The 17449-nt window shown below is 72.2% G+C and carries 13 protein-coding genes; 6 read left to right on the forward strand and 7 right to left on the reverse strand.

Features of this window, described 5'->3' with window-relative positions; genetic code table 11:
* Window positions 1-45 precede the first annotated feature (45 nt).
* From Q7F20_RS13140 to Q7F20_RS13150, 3 genes are read right to left on the reverse strand one after another with little or no spacing between them, the layout of a single operon-like run.
* Complete coding sequence (locus tag Q7F20_RS13140) at window positions 46-1020, reverse strand: zinc-binding dehydrogenase (protein WP_305740542.1); 975 nt, start codon at window positions 1018-1020, stop codon at window positions 46-48.
* 24 nt (window positions 1021-1044) lie between these two features.
* Window positions 1045-1467, reverse strand: coding sequence for an organic hydroperoxide resistance protein (locus Q7F20_RS13145; RefSeq protein ID WP_305740530.1), 423 nt, complete (start codon window positions 1465-1467; stop codon window positions 1045-1047).
* Between the two features lie 21 nt (window positions 1468-1488).
* Window positions 1489-1944: a MarR family winged helix-turn-helix transcriptional regulator gene (locus Q7F20_RS13150; protein ID WP_305740531.1), complete on the reverse strand. Its 456-nt coding sequence runs from the start codon at window positions 1942-1944 to the stop codon at window positions 1489-1491.
* Between the two features lie 148 nt (window positions 1945-2092).
* Here Q7F20_RS13150 and mvk point away from each other — a divergent pair, with 148 nt between their 5' ends.
* From mvk to Q7F20_RS13175, 5 genes are read left to right on the forward strand one after another with little or no spacing between them, the layout of a single operon-like run.
* The gene (mvk, locus tag Q7F20_RS13155; protein WP_305740532.1) at window positions 2093-3082 is read left to right on the forward strand and encodes a mevalonate kinase; all 990 of its coding nucleotides are present in this window, start codon (window positions 2093-2095) and stop codon (window positions 3080-3082) included.
* Complete coding sequence (mvaD, locus tag Q7F20_RS13160) at window positions 3082-4101, forward strand: diphosphomevalonate decarboxylase (RefSeq protein ID WP_305740533.1); 1020 nt, start codon at window positions 3082-3084, stop codon at window positions 4099-4101. Before mvk ends, mvaD begins: the two co-directional genes overlap by 1 nt.
* Entirely contained in the window at window positions 4098-5189 is a 1092-nt protein-coding gene (locus Q7F20_RS13165; RefSeq protein WP_305740534.1) for a phosphomevalonate kinase, read from the forward strand. Before mvaD ends, Q7F20_RS13165 begins: the two co-directional genes overlap by 4 nt.
* The gene (locus tag Q7F20_RS13170) at window positions 5182-6246 is read left to right on the forward strand and encodes a hydroxymethylglutaryl-CoA reductase (protein WP_305740535.1); all 1065 of its coding nucleotides are present in this window, start codon (window positions 5182-5184) and stop codon (window positions 6244-6246) included. The genes Q7F20_RS13165 and Q7F20_RS13170 overlap by 8 nt, the downstream gene beginning before the upstream one ends.
* Window positions 6243-7403 carry a hydroxymethylglutaryl-CoA synthase gene (locus Q7F20_RS13175; protein ID WP_305740536.1) on the forward strand — a complete coding sequence of 387 codons (1161 nt, stop codon included), beginning with the start codon at window positions 6243-6245 and terminating at the stop codon, window positions 7401-7403. Before Q7F20_RS13170 ends, Q7F20_RS13175 begins: the two co-directional genes overlap by 4 nt.
* 192 nt (window positions 7404-7595) lie before the next feature.
* On the opposite strand, the gene Q7F20_RS13180 is transcribed toward Q7F20_RS13175, so the two are convergent.
* Complete coding sequence (locus Q7F20_RS13180) at window positions 7596-8582, reverse strand: SRPBCC family protein (protein ID WP_305740537.1); 987 nt, start codon at window positions 8580-8582, stop codon at window positions 7596-7598.
* Complete coding sequence (locus tag Q7F20_RS13185; protein WP_305740538.1) at window positions 8582-9043, reverse strand: helix-turn-helix transcriptional regulator; 462 nt, start codon at window positions 9041-9043, stop codon at window positions 8582-8584. The genes Q7F20_RS13180 and Q7F20_RS13185 overlap by 1 nt, the downstream gene beginning before the upstream one ends.
* A gap of 60 nt (window positions 9044-9103) precedes the next feature.
* Here Q7F20_RS13185 and Q7F20_RS13190 point away from each other — a divergent pair, with 60 nt between their 5' ends.
* The gene (locus tag Q7F20_RS13190; RefSeq protein ID WP_305740539.1) at window positions 9104-9490 is read left to right on the forward strand and encodes an ATP-dependent DNA ligase; all 387 of its coding nucleotides are present in this window, start codon (window positions 9104-9106) and stop codon (window positions 9488-9490) included.
* A gap of 390 nt (window positions 9491-9880) precedes the next feature.
* Here the strand turns inward: Q7F20_RS13190 and Q7F20_RS13195 are convergent, their stop codons facing one another.
* Both Q7F20_RS13195 and Q7F20_RS13200 read right to left on the reverse strand, forming a co-directional pair.
* Window positions 9881-11665 (reverse strand): sulfite reductase subunit alpha, encoded by a 1785-nt coding sequence (locus Q7F20_RS13195; protein ID WP_305740540.1) that lies wholly within the window; start codon window positions 11663-11665, stop codon window positions 9881-9883.
* Entirely contained in the window at window positions 11662-17232 is a 5571-nt protein-coding gene (locus Q7F20_RS13200; RefSeq protein WP_305740541.1) for a glutamate synthase-related protein, read from the reverse strand. The genes Q7F20_RS13195 and Q7F20_RS13200 overlap by 4 nt, the downstream gene beginning before the upstream one ends.
* Window positions 17233-17449 lie beyond the last annotated feature (217 nt).

A 17449-nucleotide genomic window follows, 5' to 3' on the forward strand; every position in this document is an offset into this window, starting at 1 on the left:
CGGTGCCAGCTGGCACCGCGCCTCCCGTCCGTTGTGCAGTCGCGTCTAGGGGCGCAGGAGCACCTTGCCGACGCGGCCGGCGGTGTCGGACGCGCGGACCGCGTCGCGGACGTCCTCGAAGGCGAACGTCTCCGCGACGGGGAGCGTCAGCGAACCGTCGAGCACGCGCGTGATGAGCTCGCCGAACAGCTGGCCCTTCGTCTCGGCCGGCATCGTCTTGCTGACGACGCTGCCCCAGAAGCCCTTCACCGTGAGCTGGCCGAAGATGACCTTGCCGGACGGGATCTCGAGCGTGGGGGACGCCATCGCGCCGAACACGACGAGCGTGGCGTTCTCGCCGAGCACGCTGGCGACGTCGCCGGCGGCCGTGCCGCCCACGGACTCGACGCCCGCGATGATCGGCGCACCGCCGGTGATCGCGGCGACCTGGTCCTTCCAGTCCTCGGCGTCGGTGGCGACGATGCGCTCGATGCCCTGCGCACGGAGTTCCTCGACGCCGGCCGCGCGGCGGACGAGCCCGATGACGTTGATGCCGCGGGCCTTGCCGAGCTGGGCGACCATGCGGCCGACGGCACCGTTCGCGGCGTTCTGGATGAGCCAGTCGCCCTCGTGCAGGTCGAGCGAGTGCAGCAGGCTGATGGCACTGAACGGCATCGAGACGAGCTGCGCCGCGGCCTCGTCGGGCATCGCGTCCGGCACCGGCACGAGTCCGGCGGCGTTCGCGGTGTAGTACTCGGCCCAGACGCCGAAGGCCCCGCCGGCGACGCGCTGGCCGACCTGCAGGTTCGTGACGCCCTCGCCGAGGGCCTCGACCACGCCGAGTGCCTCGGTGCCGGACGCGGCGGGCAGCTCGGGCTTGAAGCCGTAGGTGCCGCGGACGGTCCAGAGGTCGTGGTTGTGGATGGGGGAGAGGACCGTGCGGACGAGGACCTCGCCGGGGCCGGGCGTGGGGACCGGGCGCTCCTGGACGCCGAGCACCTCGGCCGGCTCGGCGAAGGTCTCGTGGACGACGGCGCGCATGGTGGTGGCAGTGGTGCTCATGGACTAGTCCTCCGAGACGGTGATGGTGACGTCGATGTTGCCGCGGGTCGCGTTCGAGTACGGGCAGACCTGGTGCGCGGCGTCCGCGAGGCCCTGCGCGACCTCGTGCGACAGCCCGGGCAGGACGACCTCGAGCAGCACGGCCAGCTGGTAGCCGCCCTCGCCGTTCGGGCCGATCTGCACGCGGCCGCCGACGGACGAGTCCGCGATCTTGACCTTCTGCGCGCGGGCGACGCCCTGCAGTGCCGAGTGGAAGCACGCGGCGTACCCGGCGGCGAACAGCTGCTCGGGGTTGGTGCCGGCGCCGGAGCCGCCCATCTCCTTCGGGATCGCGAGGTCGAGCGCGAACGAGCCGTCGCTGGTCGCGACGCGGCCGTCGCGGCCGGCGCCGGTGGACAGGGCCTCGGCGGTGTAGAGGGCTTCCATGGTGTTCCTTCCTTCGTGGGGTCAGTGGTCCGCTGCGGCGCGGTTCGGCGTCGCGGCGGCGTGCATGGTCTCGGTCAGCCGGTGCAGCGTCGCGATGAGTTCCGTCGCGGCACGTTCGTCGGGCAGCCCCATCCCGGCGGCGATCGTTGACGGGATGTGGGCCAGTTCGCCACGGATCGACCGGCCGCGGTCGCCGAGGGTGACCGTGACGACGCGCTCGTCGGTGCTGCGACGCTCGCGGCGGACGAGGTCCGACTGCTCCATGCGGCGCAGGAGCGGCGAGAGCGTGCCGGAGTCGAGCTGCAGGTGGTCACCGAGGCCGGAGACGGTCTGGTCGCCCTCGATCCACAGGGTCACGAGGACGAGGTACTGGGGGTAGGTGAGGCCCCAGGGTTCGAGCAGGCTCCGGTACGCCTGCGTGGTGGCTCGGCTCGCTGCGTAGAGGGAGAAGCACACCATCTCGTCGGTCACGGGCATGACACGAGCATTGCACGCAACTCAGTTGTGCACAACTTTCTTGCCGGTGCTGTCCACGGTGCACCACGCATCCGGCTGACGTACGGGCGGGGTACGGACACCGTCGAGCGGGCGCATGGTCGGGACGGTTAGGCTGACGTGACCCACGATGACCACCAACGACCTCGACAACGCAGCGACCCCTGGAGCCGGCCCCACCAGCCGCACCGGTAGGGCGTCGTCCCACGGCAAGACGATCCTGATCGGGGAGCACGCCGTGGTCTACGGCGCACCCGCGCTCGTGCTGCCGGTCCTCGACGCCGTGGTGGTCGCGACGGTCACACCGCTCGACGACGCCGAGGGACACCACCTCGAGTCGACCGTGCACACCGGGCCGCTCGACCTCGCTCCCGCTGCCGTGATGCCGACCGTCACCGCGGTGACCGCCACGCTGCGGCACTTCGGTGCGACGGACCGCCGGTTCCACGTCCGTGTCGACAGCGAGGTCCCCACCGCCCGCGGCATGGGGTCGAGCGCGGCGGTGGCGGCGGCGGTGACCGCGGCGGTCGCGGACGCGCTGGGCGAGACGCTCGACGCCGAGGCGCACCACGAACTCATCCAGGAGTGCGAGCGGGTCGCCCACGGCCGGCCCTCCGGGCTCGACGCCCGCGGGGTGGTCGCGGACGCACCGGTCTGGTTCGAGGGCGGGCGCATCGAGCCGGTCGAGCTCGGCGCGCGGTTCGCCTTCGTGGTCGCCGACACCGGAGTGCCCGGGCACACGCGCGAGGCCGTGTCGGCCGTCCGTGCGCGTCACGACGCCGACCCGGGCGGTACCGGCGGCGTCATCGACGAGATCGGCGCACTCGCCCGACGCGCACGCGAGACGCTGGTGCGGGGCGACGCTCAGGCGCTCGGTGCCACGATGGACGCCGCGCACGAGCTGCTCACCGACCTCGACGTGTCGAGCGACGACCTGGACCGGCTCGTCGGTGCGGCGCGCCGCGCCGAGGCCCTCGGCGCGAAGCTCACCGGTGGGGGTCGCGGCGGGTGCGTCATCGCCCTCGCCACGGACGACGACCACGCGGACCGCATCGCGGCCGCTCTGCGCGGCGCGGGTGCCGCGGCCACCTGGACCACCACGATCGGAGACCGCGCCTGATGACCGCCACCGCCGTCGCGCACCCCAACATCGCCCTCGTCAAGTACTGGGGCAAGGCGGACGCGTCCCTCGCGCTGCCGGCCACCGGCAGCGTCTCGATGGGGCTCGACGTGTTCCCGACGACGACGTCCGTGACCGTCGGGGGCTCGGCGGAGGACACCCTCACGCTCAACGGTTCGGTCTCGACCGACGGGGCGTTGGTCCGGGTCACGCAGTTCCTCGACCTCGTGCGCGAGCTCGCCGGGTCGTCGGCGCGGGCGTCCGTCGTGACGGAGAACACGGTGCCGACCGGTGCCGGGCTGGCGTCGAGCGCCTCGGGGTTCGCGGCGCTCGCGACCGCGGCCGCGGCGGCGTACGGGCTCGACCTCTCCGCACGTGACCTGTCCCGGCTCGCCCGACGCGGTTCCGGTTCGGCCACGCGGTCGATCCCCGGTGGCGTGGCCGTCTGGCACGCCGGTGACGACGAGGGCTCCTACGCCGAGCCGATCCCCGCGCCGCCGATGGCCATGGTCGTCGTGACGATCGACGCCGGCCCGAAGGCGATCGGCTCGCGCGAGGCGATGCGGCGGACCATCGCGACGTCGCCGTTCTACCCCGCCTGGGTCACCTCGACCACCGAGACCGTCGGGGACATGCTCACGGCCTGCGCGGCGGGTGACTTCGCCCGCATCGGCGAGCTGACCGAGAGCAACGCCCTCCGCATGCACGCCACGATCGAGGGCGCCTTCCCGCCCATCCGGTACCTCAACGCCCGCAGCGTCGCCGTGTTCGACGCCGTCGCCGAGCTCCGTGCCGCCGGACTCCCGGCCTACGCCACCGCCGACGCCGGCCCCAACGTCGTCGTGCTCACGACGCCGGAGGACCGCGCCGCCGTGGCGACCGCGCTCACGGGCTTCGGCGACGTCATCGAGTCGGGCACCGGACCAGGCGCGTACCTGCTCGGCTCCGAAGTCCCTGCGACCCAGGACCCGGAGGCACCCGCACCGGGTGTCGTCCGACCAGAGGAGTCCGCCGAGTGATCGAGTTCCGTGCCCACGGCAAGCTGTTCGTCGCGGGCGAGTACGCCGTCGTCGAGCCCGGCCAGCCGTCGGTCATCATCGCCCTCGACCGCGCGATCACCGCGCGTGTGACCGAGGGGCACGGTGCCGGCAGCGTGCACTCCGAGGAGTACGGACACCTCCCGCTCACCTGGACCCGCGCCGAGGACGGCATCGCGCTCGACACCGAGCACCACCCGTACGACTACGTGATGGCGACGATCGACCTCGTCGAGAAGCTCCGCGCCGAGCAGGGCATCGCGCCGCGCTTCCACGACCTCCGCATCCACAGCCAGCTCGACGATGCGAGCGGCCGCAAGTTCGGGCTCGGGTCCTCCGCGGCGGTGACCGTCGCCACGGTGGGCGCCCTCGACCGCTTCTACGGCCTCGGACTCTCCCAGCGGAAGCGCTTCCAGGTCGCCCTGCTCGCCACCATCCGGGTGAACCCGCGCGCCTCCGGCGGGGACCTCGCGGCGAGCACCTTCGGCGGCTGGCTCCGCTACAGTGCACCGGACCGCGAACGGCTCGCTGCCGAGCTCGACCGTCGCTCGGTCACCGACATCCTCGGCGACACCGACCACGACGGCGCGTGGGCGGGTTTCGACGTCCAGCGGCTGCCCGCGCCCGAGAACCTCGAACTGCTCGTCGGGTGGACCGGGTCGCCGGCCTCGACGACGAAGCTCGTCGGCGTCGTCCGGCGGCACCGCAACGGCGGGTACCAGGCGTTCCTCGACGAGAGCCGCGCCTGCGTCGACGACCTCACCGTGGGCCTGCAGACCGGTGACGCCGAACGAACCCTCGACGCGCTCCGACGCGCCCGCGGGCTGCTCCAACGCCTCGGCACGTCGGTCGGCTCGCAGATCGAGACCGAGCGGCTCGCCACCCTGTGCGACGTCGTCGAAGCCGCGGGCGGGGCGGCCAAACCGTCCGGCGCCGGCGGCGGCGACTGCGGCATCGCACTCGTCCCGGCGGACACCGACCTCGCCGGCATCCACCGCGCCTGGGAGGCGCACGACATCAGACACCTCAGCGTCGCGGTGCAAGCGCCCGAAGGGAGCGTCGATGACTGACCTGCTGACCCCGATCCCCACGAAGTGGGTGGGGCCGATCCGCATCAGCGGCAACGCGGTGGAGGGCGAGCACGAGGTGCCGCTCGCCACCTACGAGTCGCCCCTGTGGCCGTCCGTCGGCCGCGGTGCCCGCATCTCGCGCATGGTCGAGGGCGGCATCGTCGCGACCGTCGTCGACGAGCGCATGACCCGCTCGGTCGTGGTCCGTGCCGACAGCGCGGCCGCGGCACACCTCGCGACCGGACGCATCCTCGCGCGGCAGAACGAGCTCGAGCAGATCGTCGCGGGCCAGAGCCGCTTCGCCAAGCTCATCGAGGTGCACCCGGAGATCGTCGGGGACCTGCTGTTCCTGCGCTTCGCGTTCACCACGGGGGACGCCTCCGGACACAACATGGTCACGCAGGCGGCGGACAAGCTGCTGCCGGCGATCCTCGCGTGGGAGCCGGGCCTGCGCTACGTCAGCGTCTCCGGCAACTTCTGCACCGACAAGAAGGCCACCGCGGTGAACGGCATCCGCGGGCGCGGCCGGAACACCATCGCCGAGATCGTCATCCCGGGCGAGGTCGTCGAGAAGCGGCTGCGGTCGACGCCGGAGAAGATCGCCGAGCTCAACGTCGCGAAGAACCTCATCGGCTCCACGATCGCCGGCGCACTGCGCTCCGCGAACGCGCACTACGCGAACATGCTCCTCGGGTTCTACCTCGCCACCGGGCAGGACGCGGCGAACATCGTCGAGGGTTCCCAGGGCATCACGACGGCGTCGGTCCGGGGCGACGACCTGTACTTCTCGACCGCACTGCCGCACCTCATCGTCGGCACGGTCGGCAACGGCAAGGGCGGTGACCTGCCCGTCGTCGAGGACGCCCTCGTGCGCCTCGGCTGCCGCGAGGACCGAGAGCCCGGAGCCAACGCCCGCCGGCTCGCCGCCCTCTGCGCCGCGACCGTCCTGTGCGGGGAGCTCTCCCTGCTCGCCGCGCAGACCAACCCGGGCGAGCTGATGGCCGCCCACGTCGCGATGGAACGTCGCGGCGCGAAGCCCGCCGGAGGTGCAGCATGACCCGCATCGGCATCCACGACCTCGCCGTCGCGACCGGGCACCACGTGCTCGATCTCGACGACCTCGCCGAGCGCCTCGGGGTGGACCCGGCGAAGTACCACGTGGGCATCGGACAGGACGCGTTCAGCGTGCCCGCCCCCGACGAGGACATCGTCACCATGGGCGCCGCAGCCGCGAAGGAGATCATCGACCGCCACGGGGCCGACGGCATCCGCACGGTGCTGTTCGCCACCGAGTCGGGCGTCGACCAGTCGAAGGCGGCCGGGGTGTTCGTGCACGGCCTGCTCGGGCTGCCGCAGAACGTCCGCGTCGTCGAGCTGAAGCAGGCCTGCTACGGCGGGACCGCCGCCGTCCAGCTCGCCCTCGGCATCGTCGCACGTGCCCCCCGGGAGCGCGTGCTCGTCATCGCCGCCGACGTCGCCCGGTACGACGTCGACACCGCCGCCGAGCCGACGCAGGGTGCCGGCGCCGCCGCGATCCTGGTCTCGGCCGACCCCGACCTCATCGAGATCGAGCCGGCGGCCGGGGTCTTCACCGCCGACGTCGACGACTTCTGGCGACCGAACGACCGCTCCACCGCGCTCGTCGACGGCCGCCTCTCGGTCAGCGCCTACGTCGACGCGTTCGTCGGCGCGTGGGACGACCTCGCGGCGCAGGGCGGCCCGGCGTACGAGGACATCGTGCGCTTCGTCCACCACCAGCCGTTCACGAAGATGGCGCTCAAGGCGCACCGGAAGCTCACGCAGCACGTCGGGGTGCCCTTCGACGAGTCCGAGCTCGCCCTCGGGTTCACGTACAACAAGCAGACCGGCAACACCTACACGGCGTCGCTCTGGATCGGGTTGGCAGCGCTGCTCGACCTCGACGACGACCTCGCCGGGGAGCGCATCGCTCTGTTCAGCTACGGGTCCGGCAGTGTGGGGGAGCTCCTCACCGGCATCGTGCAGCCCGCGTACCGCGAGCACCGTCGTGCGGGTCGGGTCCGGTCGTTGCTCGAGGCCCGCGTCCCGCTGACGGTGGACGCCTACCGTGCGCTGCACGCCGAGGGTGCCGCCACCAGCGAGGACGTCGAGCGTCCGCGGGTCACGGCTGCGCCGTACCGCTTCGCCGGCGTGCGCGGCGGTGCACGCCGCTACGAGCCGACCGCGCAGGGCTGAGGGCGGTCGCCTGCTGCGCGGCCCTGTCGCTTCCGCGGGACACTCGCAAGCCGCCGCCGGTGCACTGTCGCTTTCGTGACCGACGCGACCGACGCGGCGGACGCGACCGCGCGACCGCGCGACCGTGACGCGACCGACTGAAGGACGGGAGGCGCGGGGCGGGCCCGCACTGTGCCTCCCGTCCGACCGGACTCACGCCGCGGCGGTCAGGACCTCGCGTTCCAGACGCTGGTAGCTCGCCTCCATGCCGTCCGTCATGCCGGTGGCGAGGATCGTGTCCCGCTGCTCGCGGTCGGGGAAGGTGATGCGGAGCGTCAGGAGCGTGACGCCGTCGGCCTCGTCGAACTGCAGGTCGTTGACGTTGGCCGGGAACGGCGCACCGGTCATCCGTTCGGTCGTGACCATCCGGCGTTCGGGCTCGATCACGAGGTTCTCGCCCTCGAACCCGAACGGCTCGCCCTCGGTGTCGCCGACGGGTGCCCAGGCCTGCCGGAAGGAACCGCCGACGACGAGGTCGTTCTCGTACACCGTCATCTCCCACCCGTCCGGGCCGAGCAGCCAGCGGCGCACCAGCTCCGGCTCGGTGTGCGCACGCCAGAGCAGGTGCCGCGGCGCCGCGAACGCTCGGGTGATCGCGACGTGGGTGTCGTCCACGATCTCGGTGACAGTGCCCTTCCCGAGGGCGTACTCGCGCAGGTCGGCCAGCACCCGGTCGAGCTGCCCGAACGCCTGCGTGTAGCCCTCGCGCATGCCCATCTCGAGCAGGGTCTCGAGGTCGGCGGACGACGCGAACGACGTCAGGACCGTCACCCGGGACCCGGTGTCGATCGCCTCGAACGAGAGCACGGTCTCGCTCGCGGGCAGGGATTCGTCGACCTCGCCCTCGGGGTCGGAGAACAGGTCACGGAAGGCGATCCGACGGGGCTCGTCGACCTCGGTCACCTGCCACACCGCGTGGAACCGCTCGTTCTCGGGCGAGGTCATCCGGTAGTGCGCGAGGCCGCCGGGTCGCAGGTCGAACGACGTGAAGGTGGCCGGGAAGCCGGGCGGGCCCCAGAACCGCTCGAGCTGTCGGGGGTCGGCGAACGCTGCCCAGAGTCGTTCGACGGGGACGGGGAACTCGGCCACGAGGGTGAGGGTGAGTTCCTCGGGGTCGGTGTGGACGGACGTGGTCGGCATCAGTGGCTCCCTTGCGTTCGGTTATCGTCGCCGCGCGGTGCGCGGTCGGCTCCCAGCGGTGCGCGGTCTTCTCCCCGCAGTGTGCGATCTCCTCCCAGCGGCGCGCGGTCTGCTCCCGGCGGTGCGCTGTCGTCTCGCAGCAGCGCGTCGAGACGGTCGATCCGGCCGCGCCACAGGTCCGCCCAGCTGTCGAGCAGCCCACGGACCCGATCGATCTGTCCCGGTTCGGCACGCACGATGCGGGTGCGGCCCCGGGCTTCCTTCGTCACGAGTCCTGCTCCTTCGAGGACGGCGACGTGCTTCTGGACGGCGGCGAACGACATCGCGTAGGCGTCCGCGAGTCCGCTGACGGACGCTTCGCCGACGAGGGTGCGACGGATGATGTCGCGCCTCGTCGCGTCGGCCAGGGCGTGGAAGACCCGGTCGACCTCGGCATCGCTCAGAGCTGTTCGTGCAACCATTTGGTTGTACGTTACGACCGCGTCGTCCGTTGCACAACCCTCCGCGTGTAGAAGGTCGGTATGGGCCAGCTCATCTACGACGGCGAACCGCTCGACCTCCGGATCGACGACCGAGCGCTCACACACCTGCAGATCGTCATCGTGAACATGCTCCGGCGAGAGCACCGTTTCGTGTTCTCGTGGAAGGACGACGTCGTCCACGGCAACGGCCGCAGCTCCATCTGGCTGCACCCGAACGTGAGCCTGCACTTCAAGTTCTCCGGCAGCCGGGTGCCGCGGATCAACCGTAGCTGGCTCGAGGACCTCTACGCCGCGGCGACCTCGGGCTCCGGGCTCGTGCTCACCCGGGAGCCGCCGGACACGAGCACGGCGGACGACTCGGCGTGGTCCCGCGCGGTCGTGCCCGGTGATGCCGAAGACGTCTCCGGCTCGGACGACGCCGACTAGCACACGGTCCGGGCGCGGTCAACGGGTCGTACACGTCCTCGCCGTCTGGGTACGGTGGGGGTACCGCGCGAGCGATCGGCCCCGGCCCAGGGATCCGGTGCCGATGGCCCCCGCGGTCCGAGGGGGACCACGTGATGTGCGCGGAGTCCCGGATCAGGGGCCTCCCGGCCCACAGCGCCCCCTCACCGTCGCCCCGGCGTGGATTCGGGTTCCGCACCGGGGCGACGGGTGTGGCGCCGGCGGCGTCCCGCTTGGCGTGCGCCAGTGTGCAAGGTTCCGCGCACGGTGGGACGAGTACGACCCCGCACACCGCGCGGAACCTCGCACACTGCATCCCCGCGCGGCCGCCGGGCCCCGCGCGGCCACCAGCCGCACGGCCGTGGGCGCCGCTCAGTACACGTCGCGGACGTACCGCTTGCCGCGCCGCATGTCGGCGAGGTACGCCTGCGCGTCGTCCTCGCCCTTGCCCCGCTGCGAACCGATGACCATCAGGAGCGCCTGCTCGACGTCCTTCGCCATCCGCGAGGCGTCGCCGCACACGTACAGGTGCCCGCCGTCCTCGAGCCACGAGTAGAGCTCCGCAGCCTGCTCGAGCATCCGGGTCTGCACGTACACCTTCTCGGCCTGGTCGCGCGAGAACGCCAGGTCGAGGCGCTCCAGCACGCCGGAAGCCTGCAGCGACGTCAGCTCGTCCTCGTAGACGAAGTCGGTGTCGCGGTGCTGGTCGCCGAAGAACAGCCAGTTCCGGCCCGTCGCCCCGGAGACCGCACGCTCGTGCAGGAACCCGCGGAAGGGTGCGATCCCGGTGCCCGGACCGACCATGATCATCGGCGCGGAGGGGTCGGCCGGCACCCCGAACGACGCGTTCGGCTGCAGGTAGACGTCCACGGTGCCGTCGGGGGAGACCCGGTCGGCGAGGAACGTCGACGCCACGCCGGCGTACATGCGGTGCGGGTCCCCGTACCGGACGGACGCGATCGTCAGGTGGATGCGGTCCGGGTGGGCCAGCGGGCTCGACGAGATCGAGTACTGCCGCGCCTGCAGTGGTCGCAGGTTCGGCAGGAGTTCGTCGAGTCCGGGTGCGGCGGGTCCGGCGTCGCGGAGCAGGTCGAGGACGTCGCGTCCCCAGAGCCAGCGGTCCAGCTCGTGCTTGTCGCCGTGCGAGACGACGGCGGCGAGCTCGGACGACGGTGCGCGCTGGACCAGGTCCGCGATCAGGTCCTTCGAGGGCGTCCGGATCTCACGGTCGGTCCGCAGGACCTCGGTGACCGGGCGACCGTCGAGCGTCTCGGAACCGTTCGCGCCGACCTGCTCGAGCAGCTCGCCGACGAACACCTCGTCGTTGACCGGGACGACCGCGAGCGCGTCACCCGCCGAGTACTCGATCCCCGAGTCGCCGAGGTCGAACTCGTAGTGCCGGATCTCCTTCGCGCTGCGCGGCGAGGACAGCAGCCGGTTCTCGACCAGCGTCGACGGGTACGGGTTGCGCTTGTTCCACTGGGCGCCGGGCCTGGAGGCGCGGCTCGCGCCCGCCCCGCCGGCCGCGGTCGTCGCGCCGGTCGCCGCCACCGCCGTGGTCGCGCCGGACTGCACGCCCGCTTCCGCTGCCAGACGGTCGAGCACCGCGGCGGTCCAGAGGGCGGCCGGGTCCTCGAAGTCCACGTCGCAGTCGACGCGCTCGTGGATCCGGGTCGCTCCGAGCTGCTCGAAGCGGGTGTCGAGGAGCTTGCCGGCCTGGCAGAACTCGTCGTAGCTCGTGTCGCCGAGGCCGAGGACGGCGTACTGCAGCCCCTCGAGTCGCGGCACGGTCGTCGCCTGGATAGCGTCCCAGAACAGTCCCGCGTTGTCGGGCATCTCGCCCTCGCCGTAGGTCGAGGTGACCACGAGCACGTGCGACATCCCGGCGAGCTGCTCCGGCGTGACGGCGTCGAGCGCGGTGGCACGACCGCCGAGCCCGCGGGCCTTCGCGCCGGCGACCAGCTCGTCGGCGAGGAACTCCGCGTTGCCGGTCTGCGTGCCGAAGAGCACGTCGACCGTCGTCGTCGGGGCGCCGCCGGACGCCCGCTTGCCCGCGGCGGCGATCCCCGCGATGAACCCGGCGAGCCAGGACTCCTGGGCTTGCGAGAACGGCGCGTCGACCGGGATCAGCGAGCCGGTCGGTGGCAGGAGGCTCACGCGGACACCGCCTCGGTCGGCGCCTGCGGTGCACGGCGGGCGATGTCCTCGAGCGCCGCGTTCGCGAGGAGCTCGTCGAAGCGGGCCTCGCGGACGCGGCCGTCGTTCTTGGCGTTCTGGTGCATGATCCACCCCGTGGTGCCCGGCGCGTCCATGCTGCGGTTGTTCCGCTGCGTGAGCGCGCGCTTGTAGTCGTCGAGGCGCTTGATCGCGATGAGCGTCGCGAGCTCGTCGTCCGCGAAGCGGTCGAGCGTGCCGCGCAGGTACTTCACGACGCGCTGCTTCACGAAGAAGTCCTCGGTGAGGATGAGGTTCTTGACCGCCTCGGTCACCCGCGGGTCGTTCGGACCGGCCGCTCCGGGCACCCGCTCGAGCGCGAGGTCCTGGGCGACGCCGAGCACCGTGTACGAGGACAGGAGCGAGAACATGTCGTCGCCCTGGTCGCCGAGCGCGGGTGCACGACCGCCGAGCACGGCGCGCTGGTCGCGGTAGTCGACCTTGAACGCGCGGAGCTTGTCGGTCGCGATGGACGTCGCCAGCTCGTCGAGCAGCTCGTTGCGGCTCGCCGCGGCCAGTATCTCGCCGGCGTCCTGCGTGAGCAGGAGCGCGCGCGGCATGCCGACGAAGACGTGCTGGCGGGTGGTCTCCCACTCGGCGAGCAGACGCTCGGCCAGGGCGGAGCCGGTGGCCTCGAGGTGCCACTCGAGCAGCAGGCGCGCAGCGGCCTCGTGGAACGCCCCGCGCTCGGTGTCGGTGACCGGGAACACGAGGAGCGAGTCGGTGCTGGCGCGCTCGGTGACCTCGCCGGACGGGTCGTACTGGTACAGGAACCCGCCGGACATGCCGTTGCCGAGGCCCTTGCCGAAGGTGCCGAGGTTGAACACGGCACCGCCCGTCATGTACTCGCAGCCGAAGTCCCCGACGCCCTCGACCACTGCCGTCGCGCCGGAGTTGCGCACGGCGAACCGGTCGCCGGCCTCGCCCTCGACGAAGGTGCGTCCGCCGGTGGCGCCGAAGAGCGCGAAGTTGCCGACGAGGACGTTGCCGCCCTCCGCGGCGCTGCCGCCGCCCGGCGCGCGGACGATGATCCGGCCGCCGCTCTGGCTCTTGCCGACGCCGTCGTTCGCCGTCCCGGTGTGCTCGAGGACGATGCCGTCGTTGTTGAACACGCCGTAGGACTGTCCGGCCGAGCCGAGGGTGCGGATCGTGACCGCGCCGTCGACGAGCCGGCGGCGCCCGCGGTCGTCGGTGGTGATCGCCGGGTGCCCGGACAGGTCGGTGTCGCGCAGCTCGTGGTTGAGCAGTCGCTCCACGTCGATGCCGAGCTGGCCGCCGACGGACTTGTCGCTGTTGCCGAGCAGCACGCCGTGCACGAGCACGTGGGCCTGCTCGTGGTCGACCAGGGCCGTCCGGACCCGCTCGAGCAGTGCGTCGTCGGTGTGGAAGTCCTTCTCGAGGTACTCCGGGTCCTCGACGACCTTCTCCGGCACCTGTGCGAGCAGGTTCCGCACGTCGAGGCGGCCGACGCTCGCCGGGTGGTCGAGGAGCTGCAGCAGGTCGGTGCGGCCGCGGGCCTCGCGCAGGGAGCGCAGGCCGAGGCGCGCGAGGATCTGCCGCACGTCGTGGGCGATGTTGAGCAGGTACTGCGCGAGCGCGCGGGGGTCGCCCTCGAACGCCTCGGCGTTCGTGGTGAGGCCGGCCGGGCACTTCACGTTGCAGTTCTTCGCCATCACGCAGCCGAGCATCATCAGCGCGGTCGTCCCGAACTCGAACGAGTCGCCGCCGAGCAGCGCACTCGTGACGACGTCCGATCCGGTCTGGTGCGCGCCCGAGCAGCGGAGCGTGACCTTCTGGCGCAGGCCGTTCGCGACGAGGGCCTGGTGGACCTCGGCGACGCCGATCTCCGCCGAGCGACCCGCGTACTTCAGGCTCGTGACGGCCGCGGCACCCGTACCGCCGGTGTTGCCCGCGACGTTGATGACGTCCGCGCCGGCCTTGGCGACGCCGACCGCGATGGTGCCGATGCCCTCGGAGGACACGAGCTTCACGATCACCCGGACTCGGGCGGCCTTGCAGTCGTGGATGAGCTGTGCGAGGTCCTCGATCGAGTACGTGTCGTGGTGCGGCGGCGGCGAGATGAGCTCGACGCCGGGCGTGCCACCACGGGCCGCGGCGATGTCCACCGTGACCTTCGGCGCGGGCAGCTGGCCACCCTCGCCCGGCTTCGCGCCCTGGCCGATCTTGATCTCGAGCTCCTCGAGCATCGGGTCGGCGAGGTAGCCCGCCCAGATGCCGAACCGCCCCGAGGCGAACTGCTTGATGCGCGAGCCGCGGATCGTGCCGTAGCGGGAGTGGTGCTCGCCGCCCTCGCCGCTGTTCGACATGCCGCCGACCATGTTCGTGCCGTGCGCCACGGCCTCGTGCGCGGTGGCGACGAGCGCGCCGTGGCTCATCGCGCCGGACGCCAGGGTCCGGGTGATCTCGTGCGCCGGCTGGACCTCGTCGAGGTCGACGCTCGCCGGGGCGTGGTCGAGCAGGGCGAGCAGCTCGACGGCGGAGCCGGTGGCGCGGAGCGTCACCTGGGTGTCGTCGACGGAGTCGACGTCGACCTGGCCGGGGTGCAGCAGGGCGAGGCCGTCGGCGAGGGCCTGGTGGCGCAGTGCACCCGTGGGTCCCGTCGACGTGAGCTCCAGGCGGAAGCGAGCCGTGCCTCCAGGCAGGTCCTCGTCACCGGCCGGACGTGAGCCGGAGAGTCCGCGCACCGTCACGCTGGCGTTGCCGGTGGTCGAGAAGCGGCCGAGTTCGCGTGCGAAGTCCTCGGCGGTGTCGGTGCCGGTGACGTCCGCGGGCAGCGCGAGCACGTCGCGGAGCGCGGCGGGGCGGCGCGATCGCTCGTCGTGCGTGGTCTGCAGGAACGTGACGTAGCCCGGGGTGATCCGGTGCGCGTCGATCTCGGCGTCGCTGAGCCGGTCGTAGCCCGTGTTCCGGTACGCGGTGTCGGTGATGCCGAACGCGTCGTCGAGCTGCCCGAGCGTCAGGAGGCGCAGCGCCTCGGAGTCGCCGGAGCGTTCGAAGGCCGGACGTTCCTCGGTCATGCCGCCGAAGCCGCGCACGCTCGCCACGCCGAAGGAGTGTCCGGCGCCGTCGGAGCGCTCCTTGAAGAGGCCGAGCATGGGCACCTGGCCCTCGGACTCGACCGTGCGGGCGCGCTCGTGCCAGTCCGTCGCGGCCTGGGCGATGCGGGCGAACCCGACGCCGCCGACCGGGGCCTGCATGTGCGGGAAGACCCGGGCGAGCAGGTCGTCGCGGGTGTCGAGGTAGTTCGGCTCGAAGAACTCGCCGCCGATGTAGCTCTCGGCCGTGCAGAGTCCGACGCGGCCCATGGTCTTCGCGAGGGCCTTCTCCGCCGCCTTGCGGAAGCGCTTGAGGGCGAGGTCGGTGGCGGTGTACTCGCCGGCCGGAGCGGCCTCGGCGGGGTACTTCTCCTCCGCACGGAGCCGTGCGGACAGGCTGTACACGGCCGAGGCGCCGAAGCCGAGCGCCGTCGCCACGTGGTGTGACGATGGCAGCTGACCGGACTCGGCGACGATCGAGACGCGCAGGCGCAGGCCGGTCTCGATGAGCCGCTGGTTGACGGCGGCCACGGCGAGGATGACGGGGAGGGGCGCGTGCGTCGACGACACGTTGCGGTCGGTGAGCACGGCGATGCCGCCGGTGCGCTCCGCGAAGGCGGCGACGGCCTCGGCCAGGTGCTCCGTGGCGGCGCGGACCGCGTCGGCGTTCGCCTGCTCGTCGCCGAGCACCGGCACGTAGAGCATGTCGAAGCGCTCGAGCGGCACGATGTCCTGCTCGCGCAGGCGCACCATGTCCAGGTGCCCGAGGATCGGGGACTCCACCACGAGCTGGCGGCTCGTCGAGCCGGTGCCGTCGGGCTTGGCGCCCAGGGCGACGCGCATCGACATGCCGTCGGCCTCGCGGATCGAGTCCAGCGGCGGGTTCGTCACCTGTGCGAAGCGCTGCGAGAAGTACTTCGCCATGCCGCCCTCGGTGTCGCTGAGCGCGTTGATCGCGTTGCCGTAGCCCATCGCCGAGATCCGCTCCGAGCCGTTCTGCAGCATCGGGTCGAGCATGAACCGGAAGCTCTCCTGGTTCAGTGAGTACGCCACGTAGCGCCCGGCGAGCGAGAGGTCGCCCTCGTAGCCGAGCGTGGTCGTCGTGCGCTGGTACTCCGGCGCCGGGACGTCGTCCAGGTTGACGCGTGCGGCGTCGAGGAGCGTCCCGTACGGCTTCCGCGCAGCGAGCATCTCCAGCACCTCACGCGTGCGCATGAGCGTGCCCGTGCGGTGGTCGACGACGAGCATGCCGCCGGCCTCGATGCGGCCGCGGTGCACGACGTCCTCCGGCTCGAACCCGACCTGGCCGGCCTCGGACGACACCATCAGGTACTCGGCGGTCTGCACGGAGCGCAGCGGACGCAGGCCCAGACGGTCGAGCCGCGCGCCGACGACGTCGCCGTCGCTGAAGATCACGGCGGCAGGACCGTCGTTCTTCTCCTCGTACAGCGAGAAGAACTCGAGCATGTCGCGCACAGCCGGGGTCAGCGTGCGGTCGTTCTCCCACGCCGGGGGCATGAGCGAGACCACTGCCTCGACGATGTCGAGTCCGTCGTCGAACACGCGGCTCTGCAGCGTCTGGTCGAGGCGGCTCGAGTCGGACTGGCCGGGCGGGCGGACGATGCTGCGGGTGCGCGCACGGGCGAGGGCCTCGTCGGACAGCCGGTTCTTCCGGTCGGTGTTCAGCTCGCCGTTGTGCGCCATCAGGCGGAACGGCTGCGCCATCGTCGGGTGCGGCTCGGTGTTCGTCGAGAACCGGGTGTGGAAGTAGAGCGTCCGCACCGAGTGGCGCGGGTCCCGCAGGTCGGTGAAGTAGCCGATGACCTCGCCGGAGTTCAGTCGCCCCTTGAGGATCTGGGTGCGGGCGCTGAGCGACAGCGGGTACAGGGCGGCGTGCTCGGCCCGGTCGGCGGCGGCCTGGCCGTAGGACACCGCCTCGATCGCGAGCAGGGCGCGGTTGGCGGCGGCGTCGACCTCGGCACGGGTCCAGGTCTCGGGCGCACGGAAGACCCACTGCACGATCGGCAGCTGGTACTGCTCGGCCTCCGGGCGCGCGACGGAGTGGTCCACGGGGACGTCGCGGACGAGCAGGAGCTCGAAGCCCTGCTGCTCGATGGCGTCCGTGACGGTCTGCTGCGCACGGGCGCGCTCGGCGTCCGCCGTCACGCCTGCGCCGCTCGGCACGAAGCAGTTCGCGACGCCGAAGTGGCCCGCCCGCAGCTCCGCGCCGGTGATCGCGGTGAAGAACTCCACCGACAGGTCGATGCTCACGCCGGCGCCGTCACCGACACCCTCGGCGGACTTGCCGCCGCGGTGGGGGATGGCGCACAGTGCTTCGTCGCCCTTGCGGATGACGTCGTGGCTCGGCGTGCCGTCGAGTCGGGTGATGAAACCGACGCCGCAGTCGCTCGATTCGCGGGCAGGGTCGTAGAGACCGAAGGGAGAGGTGTTCACGTGCGGGTCCAGTGGGGCGTTGCCGGCAGCGGACGGCCAGGCTGCATCAGTGGAGCGCTCGCCGCGGGCAGACCGGTGGTGGCAGTCGGGCCCTGTGGGGTTGTGGTGCGGTGAGGCGATGCTACGGCGCGGTATACCGCCCGCGCAACACCGCGTCGTCGGGGCGCGTGGCGCGGGCGCGGCGGGGGCGCGCGGGGCGCGTGGTGCGGCGCGTGCG

Source organism: Curtobacterium sp. A7_M15 (assembly GCF_030705415.1).
GTDB lineage: Bacteria > Actinomycetota > Actinomycetes > Actinomycetales > Microbacteriaceae > Curtobacterium.